Genomic DNA, 21,743 nt, shown 5'->3' with positions numbered 1-21,743 from the left:
GATCGCGGGATCTCGGCGTCACAGCGGTTCGATGTTGTCTGCCGGCGGCAGCACGTTGCGGGTGTCAAGCACCAGCGGTGCGGCGCTCCAGTGCGGGTCCGCCGCGATGCGGTTGTGCGGGGTCACCAGCACGACGCAGTCCGACGCCGCGAGCTCGGTCGGCGTCCAGGGCGCCACGGGCACCGCCTGACCGTCGACGGTCATCGACGGCACCAGCGGGTCGTAGTAGCTGACCTCCACGCCGGCCCGGCGCAGCCCGCGGATGATGTCCAGGGCCGGCGCGTTGCGCAGGTCGGCGACGCCCTCCTTGTAGCTGACGCCGACGATCAGCACCCGGGCCCGCTGGGGCATCCGGCCCCGGGCCCGGAGCAGCTCCGCGACCCGGTCGACGACCTGGCCGGGGCGCTCGGTGATCCGCCGGTGCGCGGCTTGGACCAGGCTGAGGTCGGTACCCGCGAGCTGCGCCAACGGCTGGAGGAACAGCGGGTCCACCGGAATGCACTCGCCGCCGACGCCGGGACCTGGATAGTGCGCCAGGAAGCCGTACGGCTTGGTCGCCGCCGCGTCGATGACCTCCCGGACCGGAATCCGCAGTTGTCGGCAGAGGTCGGACAGTTCGAGGGTCAGGGCGATGTTGACGAGCCGGAAGGTGTTCTCGAAGATCTTCGCCAGCTCGGCGACCTCCGGGCTGGAGACCGGGTGGACCCGCTCGCAGACCTGCTCGAACAACACCGTCGCCCGGCGGGTGCACTCGGCGGTGAAGCCACCGACCAGTTTCGGCGTGTTCGTCATCCGCCAGCCGTCGGCGTTCGCCGGATTGATCCGCTCCGGCGCCATCGCCAGGTAGAGGTCGGCACCGATGCGCAGGCCGCCCTCGCTGGCCAGCCGACGAGCCGCGGCGGAGGTGGTGCCGGGCGGGATGGTGGACTGCAACACCAGCAACGTTCCCGGTCGCAGGTGCGGCACCACGGCGGCGAGGGCGTCGTCGACATGGGAGAGGTCGGCGACGCCGGCCCTGGTCGGCGTTGGGACACAGACCACCACCGCGTCCGCCACGGCCATCGCCTCCGGCGAGGTGCCTACCGACAGCCGCAATTGCAGTTCTTCCAATTCCAGGTCGGAGACGTCCGGCAGGTAGGACTCGCCGCGGTTGATGGCCCCGATTTTTTCGGTGTCCGTATCGAGGCCGACCACTGAGAAGCCCGCCGCGGCGAAGCCGGTAGCCAGCGGCAAGCCGGTGTAGCCGAGTCCGACGATGCCGACGACTGCCTTCCGGCTCACGATGAGGTGGTCGAAATCGGGCAGCGCGACAACGGCGCCGGCCTGCGGGTCCTGCGCCCTGGTTTCGGTGGGCGAGCTGACCATGCTAACCATTCGTACAGCTCCAAGCGGTGGGCGTGAATGCTCGGCCACTGAAGGCCGGGCAGATTCAATCAGCCGTCCGTCCGCCCGGCCCAGACCACTGAACCGGGGCGATGGCAGACCAGGGCTCAGGTGCGCCTCGAATCGTCTAGGTGAGCTGGGTGTCGTCCTCGTATTGGCCAGTCTTCGCTCGCCGGAGTGGCATTCTCAGGCCACCATCTGGTCTGCGGCGAGGGGCGGTCCGGTCCCGGCAGTTTTGACTGATAAGTGCCCTACGGGGGGCTCGGGAGGTCCACAAACTCGGACCATTTCCGCGAGACCGGCACCGGTCCTGTTCGATTAGGAGTCACCCAAGGAGCGAGGTTAGAATCCACGTTGCGTGCCGTTGTGATGGGGCAGTGATCATCGGATCCGGTCATTGGCGACCGAACTGAGGTTTCCGCACGTGGCCTCCGATGAGCAAACGCCAAGGGCGACGCTGTCCCGTGGAGGGGGCAATTTCGGAATGCCGTGGCATCTGACAATTAGCGTTCGCAGGAACGTCGATGAGCCGCTTAGCAGACAAATCCAGAACGCCATCAAGGAGAAAATCCGAAATGGCGTCCTGCTGCCCGGTGTGCCGTTGCCGTCGAGCCGCCTGCTGGCCCGCGACATCGGGGTGTCGCGCAGCGTGGTGGTCGAGGCGTACGAGCAGATGACCGCCGAGGGATATCTGGAATCCGTCCAGGGCTCGGGTACCCGCGTCGCCACCCGCTCCATCGCCGCCGTGGCGGCAAGCGCCAGCCTCCACCAACCGCCCGCGCCGACCGTACGCTGGGACCTGCGGGTCGGCGCGACGGACGTCACGAACTTCCCGTTGCAGGAATGGCTGTCCTGCTACCAGCGAGCGACGCAGAGCCTGGGCCTCGACGGCTTGAACTACCCGCCGATATCCGGCATCGCGGCCCTGCGCACCGAACTGGCAAGCTACCTCGGCAGAGTACGGGGGGTGCGGGTGGAACCCGCCCACACCATGGTCACCTTGGGCTTCGCCCACGGCCTGGGGCTGATCTGCCGGACCCTGCCGACGCTTGGCATCGAACGGCTCGGTGTCGAGGATCCGGGCAGCAGGAAGCAGTTCCAGTTCATCCGCGACGGCGGCATGTGCCCGGTGCCCCTGCCGCTGGACGCCGAGGGCATCGACATCAACGCCCTGCGGCGCAGTGGTGTCCGCGCCGTCCTGGTCACTGCGGCGCACCAGTTTCCCACCGGCGGGACCATGTCGCTCGAACGCCGGCACGCGCTGCTGCGCTGGGCCAGCGACGTCAACGGGATCATCGTCGAGGACGACTACGACACCGAGTTCTGGTTCGACCAGCGGGAGCGACCCCCGGCGATCCAGGGCAGCGACCCCGGGCGGGTCATCTACGGCGGCAGCCTGAGCAAGGTGCTCGCTCCCGGCCTGCGGGTCGGTTGGCTCGCCCTGCCGGACTGGCTCTTCGACCCGGTGGAACGCATCCGGTCCATCTCGGACCAGGGCTCCGACACCATCACGCAACTGGCGGTGTCGGAGTTCCTGCGCGCGGGACTGCTGGACCGGCACCTACGCCGACTGCGTCCGAGGTACCGGTCCCGGCTGGAGACCGTGGTCCAAGCGGTGCGGCGACACCTGCCCGGGGCGAGCGTCGCCGGCTCGTCCGCCGGCCGCCACGTCTACGTGGAACTGCCCTACCACGTGGACGAGGCAGCGATCATCGACGGGGCCCTGCGTCGGTCGGTCCTGCTCCGCGGCGGCGCGCACTTCCGGCTCGCCGACACCGCCGGTGCCGCCACCCGCCCAGCGCTTGTCATCGGCTACTCGGCGGTGCGGCCCAGCGACATCAACGAGGCGCTCGCCCGGGTCGGTGCGGCCTACGCCCAGTCCGGCGGCCGGCGGCGGGCTACTCGAACCGGGTCGAGCCTGGCCCGTTCGATCGGGCAGCCGCTACGAATTCCGCGATCAGCTGCGGCTCCTTGATGCCCCGGCGGGCCTCCACACCGCTTGACACGTCGACCCCCCAGGGTGCCAGCGCCGTGATCGCGGCCGCGACGTTGCCCGGGTGGAGGCCACCGGCCAGCAGCCAACGGCCGGTCACCGGCTTCGCCTGTAGCGCGGACCAGTTCCACCCCTGCCCCGAACCGGGCTGCGGGGAGTCGATGATGAGCAGCTCCTCGCCGTACGCGCCGGGACGAAGGTCGGCTCCACTGGCCACCGAGGTCGCCCGGATCAGGGTGACGTCGAGGTCGCGCAGCGCCTCGTAGTGACCTGGCGGCTCGCCGCCGTGAAGTTGCACCGCGCGCAGACCGGCCGTGGTCACACAGTCGCGGATGACGTCGACCGGCTCACCCCGGAACACCCCGACGGTAAGCACCTGGGGCGGCACCTCGGCCGCCAGCCGGCCGGCTTCGGTAGGCGTAACCCGACGAACGCTCTCGGTGAGCATGAATCCCACCGCGTCCACGCCGGCTCGCACGGCGGCGGCGACATCGGTCGAGGTCCGCAGGCCGCAGACTTTGATGAACAAGCAGCTACTCCTTCGTGATCGGCCCGGTGGGCGTCGGGATCTCGGGACCCTCCGGTGCCACGGCGATCCGGCCGGCCGGGCTGAAGGCGAAAACCACCGCCCCGACGAGCAGGCCGACGCCGGCGATCAGCAGAGCGCCTCGGGCGGTCAGGATATTCGCCAGCACACCGGCGAGCAGGCCGCCCACCGGGATGACCGCCCAGGCGACGAACCGGTAGGTGCCGCTGACCCGCCCGAGGAGGTGGTTGGGAATGATCGCCTGGCGCAACGCCACCGAGTGGATGTTGAAGATCGTGATGCCCACCCCGCTGATCACGTAACCCGCGCCCAGCAGCAGCTGCTGCACCATCGGTGGGCCGGCGGCCAGCGGCAGCACCAGCAGGCCGAGCGCCGAGGTCGCCACGCCCGCGACCATGGCCGGGCCGATGCCGAGGCGACGCGCCAGCCCGCCGGCGATCAGCGCGCCGCCGAAGGCGCCGACGCTGGCCGCGGCGATGATGAACCCGAGCAGGGCCGGCGTCAGCTCCAGGTCCTTGAGGCCGTACAGCGGAAACAGGACGAGAACGACATCGTGGAACAGGTTGAACCACGCGGCCTGGAGGAGAACCGCGCGCAGAATGCGATGGCCGAGGGTCGCCTTCAACCCCTCGCCGATCTCACCCCACATGCCCCGGAGTCCTCGGGAGCTGACCGTACGACGCGGCTCCCGGGTCTTGATGGCGAGCAGGGAAACGGCGGAGACCAGATACGTCAGGCAGTCGACGATGATGGCGCCGGGCGCGGTGAACACCTGGATGAGCACACCGCTGAAGCCCTTCCCGCCGGTCTCGGCGATGGACCTGGTGGACTGGAGCTTCGAGTTGGCCTCGATGAGCTGGCTCCGGCTCACCAGCACCGGCACGTACGCCTGGTACGCGACGTCGAACTGCGCGGTAAGCACACCGATGAGGAAGGCCACCAGGTAGAGCGCCGGCATGGACAACTGGTCGGTCAGCGCGAGCAGCGGCACCACCGCCAGGATCACCGCGCGACCGATGTTGGCACCGACGAGCAGTCCCCGCCGCCGGTAGCGGTCGGCGAGCACCCCGGCGAACAACGTGACCAGGGTGAAGGGCAGGTACTCGGCGACGTTGAGCAGGCCCAGGCTGGTCGGCCCGGCGTCCAGCAGCAGGATCGCGGTAAGCGGCAGCGCCAACTCGGTCACCCGGGACCCGAGCATCGCGATGGTCTGCGCACCCCAGAGCCGAAGGAAGTCGGGGTGGCGCCACAGCGACGGCGCCACTTCCGGGGATCGGTCGGCCGGCGGGGGATCGGAGAGCAGCGAATCGGCTCCGCGGTCCCGGCTCACCCGCGCGTTCCGGTGGCGTCGGTCGCGGCCTCCGCCGCTGACCAGGAAAGTTCGTACAGTTCGGTGGCGCGGGAGATGGCCTGCTTCACCCGCTGGGCGGTGGGAGCGCGGAACCGGAACGTGCCGGCCGTGTGGCGAGCACCGCCCGTGCCGTTCAGGATCGCGCCCGGCGGCGGCAGCGTCTCGTCGTACAGGTCGGGCACCCGGTCCCGCAGCGAGCTGACCCCGTGCACGACCGCCGGCCGCACCGGTGGCTCCGGCATCATCAGATAACCGGCCACGGTGCCGAGGTCCATCGGGGGCAGCTCCAGCTTCGCCCCGATCTGCAACTTGACCGATGCGTCGATCAGGTCGACGCCGTACACGTCCCGCCAGACGAACCGCACCTGGCCACCACCGGCACGCGCACCGATCTCAAGGAAGACCAGGTCGCCGTGCCCGTCGTCGCCGGCTGGCCCGCCGGTGCGGAAGAACTCCAGGTGGAAGACGTCGTCCGTCAGCCCCAACGCGGCCAGCACCCGCTCGGTGTACGAGACGACCCGCCGCTCGAACTCGGCGTCGTCGTTGGCCACCGAGCCGAACGGCGTACCCCGGGCGAAGTCGAGGCATCCGGCCAGGCACTGCCAGCTGCGGACGACAAGCAGCCGCCCGCCCTGGACCACCCCGTCCACCTGGTAGAGGCCGCCCTCGATGAACTGTTCGGCTTCGTAGTCGACGAGCGCCTCGTCGGCAAGCAGCCCGGCCACCTCGGCATCGGTGCGGCAGATGAAGATGCCCTGACTGTCGGCGCCGGCCCGGGGCTTGAGCACGATCGGCAAGCCCACCCGCCGGACGAGGTCACGCACCTGCTCGGCCGAGTCCGCCGGACCGTACGCCGGCACCCGCAGCCCGGCCTGCTCGATGTGCCGCTTCATGACGACCTTGTCGCGGACCTTGCGTACCTCCGTGGAGTTCTTGCCCGGTACGTCGAGCGTGGCCCGCAACTCCGCCGCCGTTTCCAGGTCGAACTCGGAGAGCGCGATGATGTGGTCGAACCGCCCGTACCGGTTCGCCAACTCCTTGGCGTGGGCGGCGACCGCCGCGGTGTCGCCGAGATCCGGCACCGTGACGATCGCCTCGGCGAGCTGCTCGTCCAGCGGCTCGCGGCCGGCCGGCGTGACCAGGTACGCCACCCGGTTGGCCCGATGGTCGACGTACCGGTGGTACTCGCCGAACTCGTTACTCCATCGGTTCAGAATGAGAATGTGACTGGCCACGGTCAACTCCTGAGCAGTGGTGGTGGGAAGATCATGTGAAGCTGACCGCCGCGTCCACCGCGTCGAGCAGGGCGGTCGTCTCCCGATAGGTCGCGCCGGTCGCCACGACGTAACCGAGCCGGCCCGACGAACTCCCTGGATCCGGCAGATCGGCACCGGGGCGGTGCAGTGCGGAAACCTCCCTGACCCGAGGATCGTCGGCCACCCCGGCGCCCACCGTCATCGTGGTGAAGCGGCGGATCCGGGGCCGCTGGAAGTAACGGATGCCGGCGGTCTGCCGACGGGTGCCGTGCGCCAGCGGACCGATCGGCTCACCCAGGTGGGCCCGCAGCGTGATCGCGTACAGGTCGACGTCTCGGGCCAGCGACAGCAGGTACGGGATGCGGTCGCCCGGCAGCCGCGCCGCGACCTCCATCAACAGCGGTCCCCGCTCGGCCAGTCGGACCTCGGCGTGGAACGGGCCGAGCCCGACACCGAGCGCGGCGACCACCCGCCGGACGTACCCGGTCACCTCGGCTTCCCGGTCTGCCGGCAGATCCGCCGGGAGGATGTGTCCGGCCTCCACGAACCAGGGTTCCGGCCCGAGCACCTTCTCCGTGACGCACAGGACGTGCGCCACGCCGTCCTCGACGTAGCCCTCGACGCTGAACTCGGGCCCCCGTACGTACTCCTCGACCAGGGCGACGGGCAGCGTCTGCCGGTCGAGATAGGTGGCCGCCGGGTTGCGGATGCGGTCGATCGCGGCCACTGCCTCGTCAAGCGTGTCCGCCCGGCGGACGAACAGGCTGCCGGACTGGTTCACCGGCTTCACGACGCAGGGCAGCCCCACCTTGGTGACCGCTGCCTCGACCTCGCCCGGCTCGCTCACCAGTACGGCGGCGGGCTGATCCATGGCCGCGTCGGTGACCGCCTGCCGCATCAGGTGTTTGTAGTGCAGCTTCAGCGCCGAGTCGGGATCGATTCCGGGCAGGCCCAGGTGGGCCGCCGCCCGGGCGGCGACCGGGACGTAGTGCTCGAATCCGGGTAGCACGGCGGACAGCGGCGCGGCGTCGTGCAGCTGCTGGAGGACCTCCAGCACGGCTGCGTCGTCATTCGTGTCGACGATCCTGACCTCGGCCGCGGCGGCCAACCGCTCGCGGGGAACGCTCCGCTCGCCACGGTCGGCGGTCAACACCACCGGATCGTGGCCGAGATCCCGCGCGCGGTCGATGAGCAGGCAGCCGGACGATCGTGGCTCGATGATGGTCAGCCTTGCCATGATGCGATCTCCGTTAGCTGAGGAAGAGTCACCTGAGGCGGAATGGTCACCGCGGTACGTCGGGCCTGGTCCAGCAGTTCGATGCTGCGTACGTGCAGGTCGAGGTCGCCGCGGGGCGGGCGGCGGAGACCGCGCCGCGAGTCGTACACGGCCTTGAGGAACTGCGACAGCGGCAGGTCTCGGACGATCTGGCGATCACCACGGCCACGGATGCGCACCTGCCCGTAGTCGTCGTCGGAGCTGAGCGGATAGTCGGCCACGATCTGGCCACCGGTACCGCTGACGATCAGCCGTCGGCGGCGGATCGGAGCGGTGAGGTCGGACAGCAGGGTGCTGGTCACCGCCGAGCCATGGGTCAGCGTGACCGCGGCACCGCCCATCACGTGCCCGTACCGGTCGCAGGAGGACATCTGCCACCGGACGGCGGACTCGACAGTGGCGTCCACCCCGGCCAGGTGCAGCACGAGCAGCATCTGATGCGGGAACTCGACGTCGAAGGCGGTGGTGTGCGCGTCGTCCGCCGCCAGGTTCCGGCGGAACCGGGGCTTGCTCTGCTCCATGTGCAGCGTGCTGACCCGGCCGATCTCACCGGCGGCGATGGCCTGCTCCACCACGCTGGTGGTGGTGCTCTCCAGCCAGACGCTCACCGGCATGATGTCGATCTCCGCCGACAGTTCGGCGATCCGGCGGGCCTGCGCCACGCTTGTGGCGATCGGCTTCTCGACGATCACCTGCCGGGCGCCGAGCGCGACGAGCTGCTCCACCCCGGACAGGTGCTCGGCCGGGGGAGTGGTCAGGTGGAAAACCGCCCGCCGCATCGGTACGGCCAGCGTGTGCAGCACGTCGGCCGCTTCGGCGAGCGTCGCCACCCAGCGGATTCCCGGCTGCGGCGGCACCGGTCGCGGGTCGACCACGAGCACCGTGTCACCCGGGTCGAGCAGTGGACGCAACGCGCGATGGTGCAGGTCGCGGCCGGCTCGTCCGTAGCCGACGATGACCGGCTGAAGAGCGCCTTGCATGGTTGTCTCCCTAGGCCTCACCGAAAGGGGCACGCCACGGGGTGGGAATCCCCGCGTCGGCGCGCACCGGCCCTATGCCGAGTGCGTCTCGACGGCCGGTGCGATCGGCCGCGCTTCGCCGACCAGATCCACGGTGAGCGTGCGGCGGGCCAGCTCCATGGCCGAGGTCAGCTCCGTGAGGTCGGGAGCCTGGAACAGCACATGTCCCATCCGCTGGGCCGACGACGAGTAGGGCGCGATCGTCTCGCCGGCCCGCAACTTCAGCTTCACATCGGCCACCCAGGGCTGGGCCCGCAGGGCGTCCACGCCGTTGACCCGGGCGACCCGACCAGCCGGGAACTGCGGGAACCAACTGGCACCGTGCGCACCCGGCGTCGCCGCCGAAGGCAGGCCGATCGGCAGGTCCAGGGCCATCGCGACAAGCGCGGCGTACGGGTCGAACCCGTGGGTGAGCGCGATGACGTCCATGATGTAGTCGCCAGGCGTACGCACCGCGACCTCGACGATCGCCGGACCCGCTGCGGTCATCCGGAACTCCAGGTGCACGATCCCGGTCTGCACCCGCATCGCCGCCACCACACCGTGGCCCAGGCTGCCGATCGTGAACATGTCCGCGCCGGACAGCCGTACGCCGCCGACGTGCGCCAGCTCGACGAAGTCCGGTGGGCCGGTGGTCTCCTTCGCGGTGACGTTCGCGAAGATCACCTCACCGTCCCGGACCAACGCTTCCCAGCTGTACTCCGCGCCGACGAGGAACTCCTCCAGCAGCACCGCTTCCTGGGGCAGCCGGGTGCGCAGCAGATCGACGAGCGTGGGCTCGTCCACCACCTGCACCACGCCGGCGCTCCCGCTGCTGTGCAGCGGCTTGGCGATGACCGGATAGCGGTTGCGCGCCCAGCGCACGCCCGTGTCGACGTCCGGCACGATCAGGTACTTCGGTTGGCACAGGCCCGCGGTCGCGAAACAACCACGTTGCAGCGCCTTGTTCCGGGAGATGACGGCGGCGTGCAGCGACGGGCCGGGCACGTCGAGCGCGTCCTGCACCAGGGCGGCGGCGATGACCTGCGGTTCGGCGAACCCCAGCACCCCGTCGGGTTCGCACGAGTAGGCGGCGGCGTTGGCCGCTGCCGCCCAGTCCTCCTCGGCGGTGCCCTCGGTGAGGATGAAGCGGTCCGCCTGCGCGGCGAGCCGGTCGCGATGCAGCGCCGACTCGACCACGGTGACCCGTACCCCGAGGCGGCGGGCGGCCGCAAGGTAGGGGGTGCCCATGTAGCCGGCGCCGATCAGCAACAGTTCCTTCACCGTAGCCCCTCCCGAGCCTGCTCCGCCGCGGCTGATCCCGATGGCATGGATCCCGGCGAGCGTGGAGGAGCGAGGCCCTCCGTCAGCCGGTGAGCACAGTCTTCGGCCAGGATGGGGCGAGAACCAGACCAGCTAGGTGACAGTCGCTGGTACCAGTTCGCCGAATGTCTCGTTGACCAGCCAGTTGAGCGGGTGGCCGGGCAAGCGGCGGCGACGAATCCGGTGGGACCGGGACAACCTCAGCCGCTGCCGCTGCCGCGTCGACGGCAGGGCGGCAGGCTCAGCGCAGGCTGCGCAGCCGGGCCGGAACGGTGGCTGCGGCGGCGCGGTCGAGCAGCCAGCGGGTACGGCTGGTGCCCTGCACCCCGGCCGCCGGGATCTGCACCGGCCCGGCGCCGGCCAGGGCCATGCCGACCGCGTGGGCCTTGTCCGCCCCGCCGGCCACCAGCCACACCTCCTCGGCCGTGTTGATCGCCGGCAGGGTCAGGGTGATCCGTACCGGTGGCGGCTTCGGGCTGCCCCGGACCGCGCTCACCGGCCGGCTCTCGTAGTGCACCGGATGCTCCGGGAAGACCGAGGCGACGTGCCCGTCCTCGCCGACCCCGAGCATCAGCACGTCGAAGTGGGGGAGTACGGCCGTGCCGGGCCGGGCCGCCCGGGCGAGGTCGGCCGCGTACCGGGCGGCGGCCTCCTCCGGCTCGGCACCGGCGTCGGCGGGCGGCATCGGATGGATCCGGGCCGGGTCGAGCGGCAGCTTGTCCAGCAGGGCCGCCCGGGCCTGGGTCTCGTTGCGGTCCGGGTCACCGGCGGGCAGGAACCGTTCGTCACCCCACCACACGTCCACCCGGGACCAGTCGACGGCATCGGCGGCCGGCAGCGCGGTCACCGCCCGGTACACCGCCGCGGCGATCCGGCCGCCGGTGAGCACCACCGACGCCTCGCCGCGCTCGGCCTGCGCGTCGAGCAGCCGCACCACCAACCGGGCCGCGACGGCCTGCGCCAGCAGATCGGCGTCGGCGTGTACGGCGACACTCGTCTCACTCATAGGTGGTCCTTCCGCGACCGCTCGGCGGTCGTGCCGTCGTTCGAGGGATCAGGAACCGTTACTGTGCGCGGCGACGCCGGCCTCGGCCCGCTGGGCGGTGGCCGGATCCTTCCAGACGTGCACCCGCCGGCCGTCGCGCCGGTCCAGGTTGTTCAGCCCGGCGAAGGCACCAAGCGCCTCCGCGTACACCTGGTCGGAGCCGAGCCGGCGCAGCTCCTCAGCCAGTTCGTCGCCGAGCGGCCGGCGGACCAGCGGCAGGGTCCGGTCCTCCTGACCGGTCCGCCGGAAGACCGCCATGCTGTCGTCCCGGGTCAGGGTCAGCTCGTCGCCGTTGTCGCAGCGCAGCTGCACCTCGCGCATGCGCGGGAACTCCTTGGTCCGCTCCCACCGCGGCTTGATGCCCAGCCGGCTGCGCAGCCACCCGCGCATCAGCGCGGCGGTCGGGTCGGTCGGCGGCGCGACCACCGCGGCCTCGGTGAGCTGCGCCTCGGTGGTGTCGAACGCCCCGGCGACCAGGGTGCGCCACGGGGTGATCCGGGTCCAGGCGAGATCGGTGTCGCCCGGGGCGTAGTCGCGGGCCCGCTGCCGCAGCGCCTCGATCGGGTCGGCGGCCTGGGCGCTGTCGGTGATCCGCCGGTCGGCGACCACGCCGAGGAAGTCGGTGGCGATCTCCTCCGGCGGCTCACCGTGCCACCAGGTGACCACGGGCACGTCCGGCACCAGCAGCGGCATCACCACCGACTCGGCGTGCAGGGCCAGCCGCCCGTACATCCGCATCACCACCGCCTCGCAGGGGCCGAGCCGCCCGCCGACGACGATCTCCGCATCCAGTCGGCTACGGTCCCGCTCCACGTCGGAGCGGACGACCACCAGCAGCCGACACGGGTGTGCGGCGGCGGCGATGGTGGCCGCGGCCTCCGCGTCGCGGACCCGCTTCTCGTCGACCACCACGATCAGGGTCAGCGCCATGCCGCTGGCCACCCCACCGGCGCTGCGCCGCTCGGCGGCGAGCGCCTTGACCACCTCGTTGCCGGTGGTGTCCCACAATCCGATCAACGGAGCCTCCTGGTCTGCTCGTGCTGCCCGGTCACGCCCGCCGCCAGGCCCGGCCCTCGCGGGCCAGCATCTCGTCGGCGGCCCGGGGCCCCCACTCGCCGGCGCGGTACGCCTCCGGCTTACTGCCTTCCCAGGCGTGTTCCAGCGGATCCACCACGGCCCAGCTCTGTTCGACCTCGGCGGCGTCCGGGAAGAGCGTCCGGTCGCCGATCAGGACATCCAGCACCAGCCGCTCGTACGCCTCCGGGCTGGACTCGGTGAACGCCTCGCCGTACTGGAAGTCCATCGCGATGTCGCGGACCTCCATTGTGGTGCCCGGCACCTTGGAGCCGAACTTGAGCACCACACCCTCGTCCGGCTGCACCCGGATGACCAGTTGGTTGTTGCCGAGCATCTCCATGTCGGCCGAGGTGAACGGCAGGTGCGGCGCCTTCTTGAAGATCACCGCGACCTCGGTGACCCGCCGGGGCAGCCGCTTGCCGGCCCGGATGTAGAACGGCACCTCGGCCCAGCGGCGGTTCTGGATGCCGAGCCGGACCGCCACGTACGTCTCGGTGGTCGAGGTCGACGGCACGCCGTCCTCCTCCAGGTAGCCCTTGGCCCGCTGGCCACCGACCCAGCCGGGCAGGTACTGGCCGCGTACGGTGCCCTCCGCGACGTCCTGCGGCAGGGTGATGGCCTTGAGCACCTTGAGCTTCTCGGCCCGGATCTCGTCGGCGTCGAAGCTGGTCGGCTCCTCCATCGCCACCAGGGCGAGCAGTTGCAGCAGGTGGTTCTGCAACACGTCGCGGGCGGTGCCGACCGAGTCGTAGAAGCCGGCCCGGCTGCCGATCCCGACGTCCTCGGCCATGGTGATCTGCACCGAGTCGACGTACTGCGAGTTCCACAGTGGCTCGAAGAGGCTGTTGGCGAAGCGCAGGGCGAGGATGTTCTGGACGGTCTCCTTGCCCAGGTAGTGGTCGATGCGGAACACGTCCTGCCGGGTGAACACGTCGTCGACCAGGTCGTTGAGCGCCTTGGCCGAGGGCAGGTCGTGCCCGAACGGCTTCTCCACCACCACCCGACGCCAGCCGCCGCACTTGTCGTTGTCGGCCATGCCGGTGCGGGCCAGTTGCTTGAGCACCACCGGGAAGGCGGCCGGCGGGATGGAGAAGTAGAAGGCGGCGTTGCCGTGGATGCCGTGGCTGTCCCGCAGGTTGTCCAGGCACTGGGCGAGCCGGTCGAAGGCACCGTCGTCGTCGAACGAGCCGCCGACGAACTTGATGTTGTGTTCCAGCCGGGACCAGACCTCGTCCCGCCACGGTGTCCGGCAGTGCGCCTTGGCCGCCTCGCGGGCCAGCGAGGCGAAGTCCCCGTCGCCCCAGTCCCGCCGGGCGAACCCGACGACCACGAAACCGGGCGGCAGCAGCCCCCGGTTGGCCAGGTCGTACAGGGCCGGCAGCAGTTTCTTCTGGGCCAGGTCACCGGTCACTCCGAAGATCACCAGAGCACAGGGCTCCGGGATCCGCGGCAGCCGCCGGTCCTGCGGGTCGCGCAGCGGGTTCACGCCGCCTCCTCGCTCCGCTCGTCCACGTCGTCAATCCTCATGCCCGCAGGGACCCGACCGTGTCGAGCAGCTGGGCCAGGCCCGCCGTCCGGTCGGTCAGGTGCAGGTGCAGTAGCGGGCGTCCGCGACCGGCCAGGGCCCGGCGGTCGCTGGCGGCCTGCGCCGCCTGTAGTTCCCCGAAGGAGTACGGCCTTCCGGGCACCGGCAGATCAACGTCGACCGTACCGGTCAGGTGAACAAAACTACCCACCTGCGGGCCATGGATGTGGTACTGACCGATGGCGTGCGGGTGGCGTGGCGCCCAACCGAAGGTGACCGGCCGCCCGGTGACCTCGGCCAGCAACGGCCGCAGCCGGGCCGCGTCGGCGTCGGCGTACGCGTCCAGGTACGCGACCACGGCCAGGTAGCCGTCCGGATCCATCCCGTGCACCAGGTGGCGCAGGGCGTCGGCCAGCCCGGCCGGAGCGCCCGGCGGGGCGTACACCTCGATCGCGGCCGCCACGGTCGACGGTGCCAGCGGCTGGGCCAGCATCGCCGGAATGTCCTCGTCGGTCAGGACCGCCGGGACGTGTTCGCCGGAGCCGGCGTCCGGCCGGTCGAACGGGTCGACGCCGAGCACGGTGGCGGCGACCGCGGTGGCGTACTGCCAGGCCAGCAGGTGGGCGCCGAGCGGGCCGTTGACCGCGAGGTCGGCTGCCCGGCCGGCGGCGGGCACGGCACCGGCGGTGAGCGCACCGCCGTAGCTGACGGTGAGCACGTCGGTGCCGGTCACCCCGGCCGCCGTCGGCGACTCGACCACCACCGGCAGGATGCCGAGCCCGTCCCGGGCGGTGCCGGCGAGCAACTGCGCCACCCACTCGCCGAGCCCTTCGATCCCGCTGCCGTCGGCGACCAGCGCGACCTTGTCCCGCCCGGTCGTCGCGGCGGCGGCCAGCGCGGCACCGAGCGCCAGCGCCGGGTTCTCCGCCGACCGGCCCAGCGACGCCGCGAACTCCTCGGCCTGGTCGAGCAGGTCGGCCACGGCGGCGCCGGCCAGCGCGCAGGGCACCAGCCCGTACGCGGTAAGCGCGCGGTAGCCGTCGGTCACCTGCTCCTCGGCCGGCACGGTGATCGCGTCCAGTTCGGCGGCGACCGCCGCCAGCGGCGAACCCGGCTCGGTGACCACGACGAAGTGCCGGCCCGCCTCGGCCTCGGTCAGCCCCGCGTCCAGGAACGCCTGCCAGTAGGCGCGCCGGAAACTGTCGATCTCCACGCCGGCGTCGCCGGCCAGCACCACCACGGTGCGGGTCAGCCGGTCGGCGAGCGTGGCGCGGACCCGACCGGGGTCGGTCGTGTCGAGCACGGTCAACGGCCGGCCGGTGGTCCGCGCGACGGCCTCGGCCGCGAGCGACGCACCGGCCGTGCCGGCCAGTACCACGTGGTCCAGATCGGCCAGCTCGGCGGTCAGCTCGGCGAGCTGGGGGAGCAGTTCGCGACCGTGGCGGTGCGCGGCCAGCCAGCCGAGGCCGGCCGTCGCCGACCGACCCCAGCACGCCGGGTCCCCGGCGGCCAACCGGCCCGGCACACCGCCGTCGACAAGCGCCTGCCGGGTGGAGGCCGGCGCGGCGGCGTCGACCGCCCCCGCGCCGTACACCGCGAGGCCACCAGCGGCCTCGGCGGGTGCGTCCAGCAGCTCACCCACGCCGCCGCCCGGAAGCGGCGGCGTGGGCGAGGCCGGGGCGCACCGTCACGCATTGCCTCCGGCCCGCGCGGCGGCGTCGGCGTTGCTACGGGCGGCGTCGCTCGGACTGTCGGTGCCCTGCCCGGCGGCGGCCAGTGACTTGCGGACCCCGTCGAGCAACTCGTTCCAGCTCGCCTCGAACTTCTCCACGCCCTCACGTTCCAGCGTGTCGATCACGTCGGCCAGGTCCACGCCCACCGATTCGAGATCGGCGAAGACCTGCCGGGCGTCGTCGTACGCGCCGGTGACGGTGTCCGGGTGGGTCTCACCGTGCTCGGCGTACGCGTGGATCACCGACTCCGGCATGGTGTTGACGGTGCCGGGGGCGATCAGCTCCTCGACGTAGATGACGTCCCGGTAGTCCGGGTTCTTGGTCGAGGTGGACGCCCAGAGCGGCCGTTGCGGGTGCGCCCCGGCGTCGGCAAGCGCCCGCCACCGCGCCGAGGAGAAGACCTCGCTGTAGCGCTCGAACGCCAGCCGCGCGTTGGCCACCGCGGCCTTGCCACGCAGCGCCTTTGCCTGCTCCGAGCCGATCTTCTCCAGCCGCTTGTCGACCTCGCTGTCGACCCGGGAGACGAAGAACGAGGCCACCGAGCCGATGGTGGACAGGTCGTGGCCGTTGGCCTTGGCCTGCTCCAGACCGGCGAGGAACGCCTCCATCACCTGCGAGTAGCGGTCCAGGCCGAAGATCAGGGTCACGTTGACGCTGATCCCCTCGGCCAGCGCGGCGGTGATCGCCGGCAGGCCGGCCTCGGTCGCCGGAATCTTGATGAACAGGTTCGGTCGGTCGACAAGCCACCAGAGCGCCTTGGCCTCCGCCACGGTGCGCGGTGCCTCGTGGGCCAGCCGCGGGTCCACCTCGATGGAGACCCGGCCGTCGATGCCACCGCTGGCGTCGTACGCCGGCCGCATCACGTCACAGGCCCACCGCACGTCGTACGTGGTGAGCATGCGGACGGCCTCTTCGACCTCGATGCCCCGGGTGGCCAGGTCCCGCAGCTGCCAGTCGTACTCGTCGGCGTCGCTCAACGCCTTCGCGAAGATCGTCGGGTTGGTGGTCACGCCGACCACGTGCTGCTCCCGGCGCAGCTGGTCCAGCCCGCCGGAGCTGAGTCGTACCCGGGACAGATCGTCGAGCCAGACCGCCACTCCCGCAGCGGTCAGCTCGCCCAGCCGGTCAGTCATGTGCGCCGCTCCCCTCAGTTGCCGGTCGTGAAACCGGTGATGTCCCCGACCCGGGTCAGTGCCGCGTGCGCGGCGGCGACGATCCGGTCGGGGGTGAAGCCGAACTGCTCGAAGAGCACGGAGTGCGGGGCACTCGCGCCGTAGTGCTCGATGCTGACGCTCTCGCCGCAGTCGCCGACGATCGCGCGCCAGGACATCGCGATGCCCGCCTCCACGCTCACCCGGGCCTTTACCCCGCGCGGCAGCACCGACTCCCGGTACGCCTCGTCCTGCTCGAAGAACCACTCCTGGCACGGCATCGAGACCACCCGGGTGGGCGTGCCCTCGGCCTCCAACCGCTCCCGGGCGGTCAGGCAGAGCTGCACCTCGGAGCCGGTGCCGACGATGATCACCTGGGGCTTGCCGTTTGACGCCTCGGCGAGCACGTAGCCGCCCTTGGCGACCCCGTCGGCCCCGGCCAGCTGGGACCGGTCCAGGGTGGGCAGCGCCTGCCGGCTCAGCGCCAGCGCGGTCGGCCGGTCGGTGTGCTCCAGCGCCTGCCGCCAGGCCCAGGCCGTCTCGTTGGCGTCGGCGGGGCGGACCACGTCCAGGCCGGGGATGGCCCGCAGCGCGGTGAGCTGCTCCACCGGCTGGTGGGTCGGGCCGTCCTCGCCGAGCCCGATGGAGTCGTGCGTCCAGACGTAGACCACCGGCAGCTTCATCAGCGCGGCCAGCCGCACCGAGGGCCGCATGTAGTCGCTGAAGACCAGGAAGGTGCCGCCGTAGGGGCGGGTGCCGCCGTGCAGCGCGATGCCGTTGAGGATCGCGCCCATGGCGTGTTCCCGGATGCCGAAGTGCAGCGTGCGGCCGTACTCGTGACCGGGGAACTCCTTGGTGGCGTACTGGCTGGGCACGAAGGAGGGCTCGCCCTTCATCGTGGTGTTGTTGCTCTCGGCCAGGTCCGCCGAGCCGCCCCAGAGCTCGGGCAGCACCGGGGCGAGCGCGGCCAGCACCTTGCCGGAGGCGGCCCGGGTGGCCACGCCCTTGGCGTCGGCCGGGAACTCCGGCAGCGCCTCGGTCCAGCCGTCGGGCAGCACCCGGTTGGCCAGCCGGTCGTAGAGCGCGCGGCGCTGCGGGTTCGCCTCGGACCAGGCGTCGAAGGCGGTCTGCCACTCCTGCCGGGCGGCCTCACCCCGGCGCAGCGCCTCCCGGGTGTGGCCGAGCACCTCCTCGGTGACCTGGAAGGACTCGGCCGTGTCGAAGCCGAGAACCTGCTTGGTGGCGGCCACCTCGTCGGCACCGAGCGCCGACCCGTGGATCTTGCCGGTGTTCTGCTTGTTCGGTGCCGGCCAGCCGATGATGGTGCGCAGGGCGATGAACGACGGGCGGCCGGTCTCCGCCTTGGCGGCCAGCAGCGCCTGGTACAGCTCGTCGACGTTCTCGTGGTAGTCGCCCTGGTCGGCGTCGCCGCGCCGCCAGTCGACCGTCTGCACGTGCCAGCCGTACGCCGCGTAGCGGGCCGCCACGTCCTCGCTCATCGCGATGCGGGTGTCGTCCTCGATCGAGATCTCGTTGTCGTCGTAGATCACGCAGAGGTTGCCCAGCTGCTGGTGCCCGGCCAGGGCGCTGGCCTCGTGGCTGATGCCCTCCTGGATGTCACCATCCGAGGCGATGCACCAGATGTGGTGGTCGAAGACCGACTCGCCGCCCTCGGCCTCCGGGTCGAAGAGGCCGCGCTCGCGGCGCGCCGCCATGGCCATCCCGACGGCGTTGCCCAGCCCCTGCCCGAGCGGCCCGGTGGTGGTCTCCACGCCCGGGGTGTGCCCGTGCTCCGGGTGCCCCGGGGTGAGCGAGCCCCACTGACGCAGCGACTTCAGGTCGTCCAGGCTCAGCGGGTAACCGGCGAGGAAGAGCTGGATGTAGAGGGTCAGGCTGGAGTGACCGGCGGAGAGCACGAAGCGGTCCCGGCCAGGCCAGAGCGGATCGGCGGGATCGTGTCGCATGACCCGGTTGAACAGCAGGTACGCCGCGGGGGCGAGACTCATCGCGGTGCCCGGGTGGCCGTTACCGGATTTCTGCACGGCGTCCATGGCCAGGACGCGGACGGTGTCCACGGCACGGCGGTCGAGGTCGGTCCAGTCGAGTGCGGGGTGCGCGGATCGGTTGGCTGCCACGGTGGTTGATGCTCCTCGGCGAGATGGGCGGAACCCTCACTGCTGACCCTATCGAGCGACGCTAAACGTGTGCCCGAGGATCTCAGCATGCTGGTCTGTACGTTTTTCCTCGGCGCAGCGGTTCAGCCGTCGGTGTGACCGCCCGCACCGTTGCCGGGTCGCCCGGGCAGCCAAAACGACAGCGCGTAGTGTGTGGGGCGGTGTGCCGGCCCGAGCCGGGTTCGGCCGCCGGAAGACTCCCCTGCCGACGCCGGAAGGTGGCAATCCGTGAGCATGATCACCGAGCGCCCGGTCAGTAACCCTGCCGGACAGTCGCCGGTGCGCTCGGCGGAGGAGACCCCGGTCCGCTCGCGGGACCTGCGGGTGGTGGTCGCGGCGTACGTGACGCTTACCAAGCCGCGGATCGTCGAGCTGCTGCTGGTGACCACGGTGCCGGCGATGATGCTGGCGCACGGCGGGATGCCGTCGCTGTGGCTGATGGCCGTGGTGCTCGTCGGCGGCTCGCTCGCGGCCGGCGCGGCAAGCGTGCTCAACTGCTACATCGACCGGGACATCGACCAGGTGATGCGGCGGACCAAGCGCCGACCGCTGCCGGCGCACACGGTGACCCCCCGCAACGCGCTGATCTTCGGCCTGGTGCTGGCGACGGTCTCGCTGGCCCTGATGGCGGCCTTCACCAACCTGCTCGCCGCCGGGCTCACCCTGGCCGCGATCGTCTACTACGACGTGGTCTACACGCTCTGGCTCAAGCGCACCACGGCGGCGAACACCTTCTGGGGCGGGGCCTGCGGGGCGGCTCCGGTGCTGATCGGCTGGGCGGCGGTGACCGGATCGCTGTCGCCGGTGGCCTGGGCGCTCTTCGCGGTGGTCTTCTTCTGGCAGATGCCGCACTTCTACCCGCTGGCGATGAAGTACAAGGACGACTACGCCCGCGCCGGCATCCCGATGCTGCCGGTGGTGGCCTCGGTCCGGCGGGTGAACGCCGAGATCATCCTGTTCGCCTGGCTGACCGTGCTCACCTCGCTGGCCGTCTGGGCGTTGGGGCTGAGCCCGATCTACGGCGTACCGACCCTGGTGGTCGGGGCGATCTTCCTCGTCGAGGCGCACAAGCTCGCCGGCCGGGCCAGCCGGGGCGAGGCGGTCAAGCCGATGCGGCTGTTCCACTGGTCGACGACGTACCTGACCATCGTCTTCGCCGCCGCCGCCCTCGACGCCCTGCTGTAGAGCAGTAAGGAAGGGCCCCTTCTTAACGCCTGGTGTATAGGAAGGGCCCCTTACTAACAGCCAGCAGATGCCCTGCGATGCGGCTTTCTCGGCACAACCGACCCGGTGGGGGATTGGTCCGCTGATCAGGCTGATCGGGCACGATGATCCGATTACTGGCATTCAGGGCGTTATTTCGACCGGTTGTGCCCGGAAAAATACGGGCGAAACACCTTGCTGCCTGCTTAAACCACGGCGTAATCGGTATCACAAAAGGTTCATGGTTCCCCCCCGTACGGGTGCTGCTCTGCTTAGGCTTCGGGTTATGGCAGATGGTTCCGATACGACGCTGACGGCTGATCAGACCGCCTCCGGTCAGGCCCCCAGCGGCGTGGTGGCGGGTATCAAGTCGTTCGCCGCCGAGCACGGCGGGGCGAAGGCGGTCATCGAGTACGTCGGCAAGCGCGGCGCGCGGATCGTCCTGGTGGGCTCCGACGGCGCGTGGGGTGACCAGTTCGCGGAGGACACGGTCGTGGCCCGGGAGGCCTGCGCGCAGGCCGGAGTCGCCGTGGAGAACGCCTGGGAACGGGAACTGATGGACCAGATGCGTCCGAGCAACGACCTCTGGCGTTCGATGGCCCGCCGCACGATGGCCCGCTGACATAGCCCGACAGTTCGTCGAGATAGCGATAGCTGACCCGTATCCGATCGGTCGCAGTGGCCCGCCTGGCCGCTGCGACCGCCCTAGTTGGTGGCCACGTTCCACCGAGATAGCGACGCCATGAGCGCACAACCGCCCGCCACGTCCGCAGCACCGCAGCACCTGCCGGCCCGGGAGACCCCCCGGGTCGCTCTCGTGACCTGCGCCGACTTCGCCGACCTGGAGGCGGACGACCGGCTGGTGTGCGCGCCGCTGGCCGCCCGCGGCATCCCGGTGACCCCGGCCGTCTGGGACGACCCGACGGTCGACTGGGCCGGGTACGACCTGGTGGTGCTCCGTTCCGCGTGGGACTACGCGCCCCGCCGGGACGAGTTCCTCGCCTGGGCCGAGCGGGTGCCCCGGCTGGTCAACCCGGCCGACGTGGTCCGCTGGAACACCGACAAGCGCTACCTCGACGAACTCTCGGCCGCCGGGGTGCCGACCGTGCCGACCGAGTGGGTCACCCCCGGCCGGTCCTGGCGGCCCGGCGGTGGGCACGGCGAGTACGTCATCAAGCCGACCGTAAGCGCGGGCGCCGCCGACACCGGCCGCTACGACCTGGCCGACCCGGAGCACCGTACGCTGGCCGAGGCGCACGTGCGCCGGCTCACCGAGGCGGGCCGGACCGCCATGATCCAGCCGTACCTCCGGGCGGTGGACACCGTCGGTGAGACGGCCCTGCTCTTTCTGGCCGGCCCGGGCGGGCTCAGGTTCAGCCACGCGATCCGTAAGGACGCCCTGCTGACCGGCCCCGATCTCGGCCTGGGCGGGTTGTACCGGCCGGAGACGATCAGCTCGCGCACCGCCACCGAGGAGCAGTTGGCGGTGGCCGAGAAGGCGCTGGCGGCGGTGCCCGGCGCGGCGGAGCGGCTGCTCTACGCCCGGGTGGACCTGTTGCCCGGCGACAACGGTGCGCCCGTGCTCGTCGAGTTGGAGCTGACCGAGCCGTCGCTGTTCCTCGGCCACGCCGACGGCGCCCCCGACCGGCTGGCCGACGCGATCGCCACCCACCTGCACCGACCCGGCTGAGAACGTCTTCGCCGGGGC

17 protein-coding genes are annotated in these 21,743 nt (G+C 71.2%); 4 read left to right on the top strand and 13 right to left on the bottom strand.

Features of this window, described 5'->3' with window-relative positions; all coding sequences use genetic code 11:
- Positions 1 to 18 precede the first annotated feature (18 nt).
- Positions 19 to 1,374: a nucleotide sugar dehydrogenase gene (locus tag QQG74_RS22725; RefSeq protein ID WP_341716776.1), complete on the bottom strand. Its 1,356-nt coding sequence runs from the start codon at positions 1,372 to 1,374 to the stop codon at positions 19 to 21.
- Positions 1,375 to 1,867: 493 nt separating this feature from the next.
- Between QQG74_RS22725 and QQG74_RS22720 the strand changes: the two genes are divergently transcribed.
- On the top strand, positions 1,868 to 3,358 hold the full coding sequence (locus QQG74_RS22720; protein ID WP_341721323.1) for a PLP-dependent aminotransferase family protein: 1,491 nt from the start codon (positions 1,868 to 1,870) through the stop codon (positions 3,356 to 3,358).
- On the opposite strand, the gene QQG74_RS22715 is transcribed toward QQG74_RS22720, so the two are convergent.
- The 12 genes from QQG74_RS22715 to tkt form a co-directional block, all read right to left on the bottom strand.
- Positions 3,282 to 3,905 carry a phosphoribosylanthranilate isomerase gene (locus QQG74_RS22715; protein WP_341716775.1) on the bottom strand — a complete coding sequence of 208 codons (624 nt, stop codon included), beginning with the start codon at positions 3,903 to 3,905 and terminating at the stop codon, positions 3,282 to 3,284. The genes QQG74_RS22720 and QQG74_RS22715 overlap by 77 nt on opposite strands.
- Before the next feature lie 4 nt (positions 3,906 to 3,909).
- Positions 3,910 to 5,253, bottom strand: coding sequence for an MFS transporter (locus QQG74_RS22710; protein WP_341716774.1), 1,344 nt, complete (start codon positions 5,251 to 5,253; stop codon positions 3,910 to 3,912).
- Positions 5,250 to 6,509, bottom strand: a complete 1,260-nt coding sequence (locus QQG74_RS22705; protein WP_341716773.1) for a hypothetical protein — start codon at positions 6,507 to 6,509, stop codon at positions 5,250 to 5,252. Before QQG74_RS22705 ends, QQG74_RS22710 begins: the two co-directional genes overlap by 4 nt.
- A 31-nt stretch (positions 6,510 to 6,540) precedes the next feature.
- Entirely contained in the window at positions 6,541 to 7,767 is a 1,227-nt protein-coding gene (locus tag QQG74_RS22700; protein WP_341716772.1) for an ATP-grasp domain-containing protein, read from the bottom strand.
- Complete coding sequence (locus QQG74_RS22695; RefSeq protein ID WP_341716771.1) at positions 7,755 to 8,786, bottom strand: Gfo/Idh/MocA family oxidoreductase; 1,032 nt, start codon at positions 8,784 to 8,786, stop codon at positions 7,755 to 7,757. The genes QQG74_RS22700 and QQG74_RS22695 overlap by 13 nt, the downstream gene beginning before the upstream one ends.
- A 72-nt stretch (positions 8,787 to 8,858) precedes the next feature.
- The gene (locus QQG74_RS22690) at positions 8,859 to 10,088 is read right to left on the bottom strand and encodes an ATP-grasp domain-containing protein (protein ID WP_341716770.1); all 1,230 of its coding nucleotides are present in this window, start codon (positions 10,086 to 10,088) and stop codon (positions 8,859 to 8,861) included.
- Positions 10,089 to 10,368: 280 nt separating this feature from the next.
- Positions 10,369 to 11,133 carry a 6-phosphogluconolactonase gene (gene pgl / locus QQG74_RS22685; RefSeq protein ID WP_341716769.1) on the bottom strand — a complete coding sequence of 255 codons (765 nt, stop codon included), beginning with the start codon at positions 11,131 to 11,133 and terminating at the stop codon, positions 10,369 to 10,371.
- 48 nt (positions 11,134 to 11,181) lie between these two features.
- Positions 11,182 to 12,189 carry a glucose-6-phosphate dehydrogenase assembly protein OpcA gene (locus QQG74_RS22680; protein WP_341716768.1) on the bottom strand — a complete coding sequence of 336 codons (1,008 nt, stop codon included), beginning with the start codon at positions 12,187 to 12,189 and terminating at the stop codon, positions 11,182 to 11,184.
- A gap of 31 nt (positions 12,190 to 12,220) precedes the next feature.
- Positions 12,221 to 13,735 carry a glucose-6-phosphate dehydrogenase gene (gene zwf, locus QQG74_RS22675; RefSeq protein WP_341716767.1) on the bottom strand — a complete coding sequence of 505 codons (1,515 nt, stop codon included), beginning with the start codon at positions 13,733 to 13,735 and terminating at the stop codon, positions 12,221 to 12,223.
- A 37-nt stretch (positions 13,736 to 13,772) separates the two neighbouring features.
- Positions 13,773 to 15,416 (bottom strand): glucose-6-phosphate isomerase, encoded by a 1,644-nt coding sequence (locus tag QQG74_RS22670; RefSeq protein WP_341716766.1) that lies wholly within the window; start codon positions 15,414 to 15,416, stop codon positions 13,773 to 13,775.
- Between the two features lie 45 nt (positions 15,417 to 15,461).
- Positions 15,462 to 16,640 carry a transaldolase gene (gene tal, locus QQG74_RS22665; RefSeq protein WP_341716765.1) on the bottom strand — a complete coding sequence of 393 codons (1,179 nt, stop codon included), beginning with the start codon at positions 16,638 to 16,640 and terminating at the stop codon, positions 15,462 to 15,464.
- 14 nt (positions 16,641 to 16,654) lie between these two features.
- On the bottom strand, positions 16,655 to 18,793 hold the full coding sequence (tkt, locus tag QQG74_RS22660; RefSeq protein WP_341716764.1) for a transketolase: 2,139 nt from the start codon (positions 18,791 to 18,793) through the stop codon (positions 16,655 to 16,657).
- 267 nt (positions 18,794 to 19,060) lie between these two features.
- On the opposite strand from tkt, the gene QQG74_RS22655 reads away from it, so the two are divergent.
- The 3 genes from QQG74_RS22655 (at position 19,061) to QQG74_RS22645 (ending at position 21,725) form a co-directional block, all read left to right on the top strand.
- The gene (locus QQG74_RS22655; RefSeq protein WP_341716763.1) at positions 19,061 to 20,017 is read left to right on the top strand and encodes a heme o synthase; all 957 of its coding nucleotides are present in this window, start codon (positions 19,061 to 19,063) and stop codon (positions 20,015 to 20,017) included.
- 304 nt (positions 20,018 to 20,321) lie between these two features.
- The gene (locus QQG74_RS22650; RefSeq protein ID WP_341716762.1) at positions 20,322 to 20,657 is read left to right on the top strand and encodes a hypothetical protein; all 336 of its coding nucleotides are present in this window, start codon (positions 20,322 to 20,324) and stop codon (positions 20,655 to 20,657) included.
- A 120-nt stretch (positions 20,658 to 20,777) separates the two neighbouring features.
- Entirely contained in the window at positions 20,778 to 21,725 is a 948-nt protein-coding gene (locus QQG74_RS22645; protein ID WP_341716761.1) for a hypothetical protein, read from the top strand.
- Positions 21,726 to 21,743 lie beyond the last annotated feature (18 nt).

The sequence above is a fragment of the Micromonospora sp. FIMYZ51 genome (assembly GCF_038246755.1).
Taxonomy (GTDB): domain Bacteria; phylum Actinomycetota; class Actinomycetes; order Mycobacteriales; family Micromonosporaceae; genus Micromonospora.
The sequence above is the reverse complement of the archived record's forward strand: the minus strand, read 5'-3'. Positions and strand labels throughout refer to the sequence as shown.

Coding starts and splice junctions, on each gene's coding strand:
- QQG74_RS22725 (WP_341716776.1), bottom strand. CDS start 1,374: ATGGTTAGCATGGTCAGCTCGCCCACCGAAACCAGGGCGCAGGACCCG.
- QQG74_RS22720 (WP_341721323.1), top strand. CDS start 1,868: ATGCCGTGGCATCTGACAATTAGCGTTCGCAGGAACGTCGATGAGCCG.
- QQG74_RS22700 (WP_341716772.1), bottom strand. CDS start 7,767: ATGGCAAGGCTGACCATCATCGAGCCACGATCGTCCGGCTGCCTGCTC.
- QQG74_RS22695 (WP_341716771.1), bottom strand. CDS start 8,786: ATGCAAGGCGCTCTTCAGCCGGTCATCGTCGGCTACGGACGAGCCGGC.
- pgl (WP_341716769.1), bottom strand. CDS start 11,133: ATGAGTGAGACGAGTGTCGCCGTACACGCCGACGCCGATCTGCTGGCG.
- tal (WP_341716765.1), bottom strand. CDS start 16,640: ATGACTGACCGGCTGGGCGAGCTGACCGCTGCGGGAGTGGCGGTCTGG.
- QQG74_RS22650 (WP_341716762.1), top strand. CDS start 20,322: ATGGCAGATGGTTCCGATACGACGCTGACGGCTGATCAGACCGCCTCC.
- QQG74_RS22645 (WP_341716761.1), top strand. CDS start 20,778: ATGAGCGCACAACCGCCCGCCACGTCCGCAGCACCGCAGCACCTGCCG.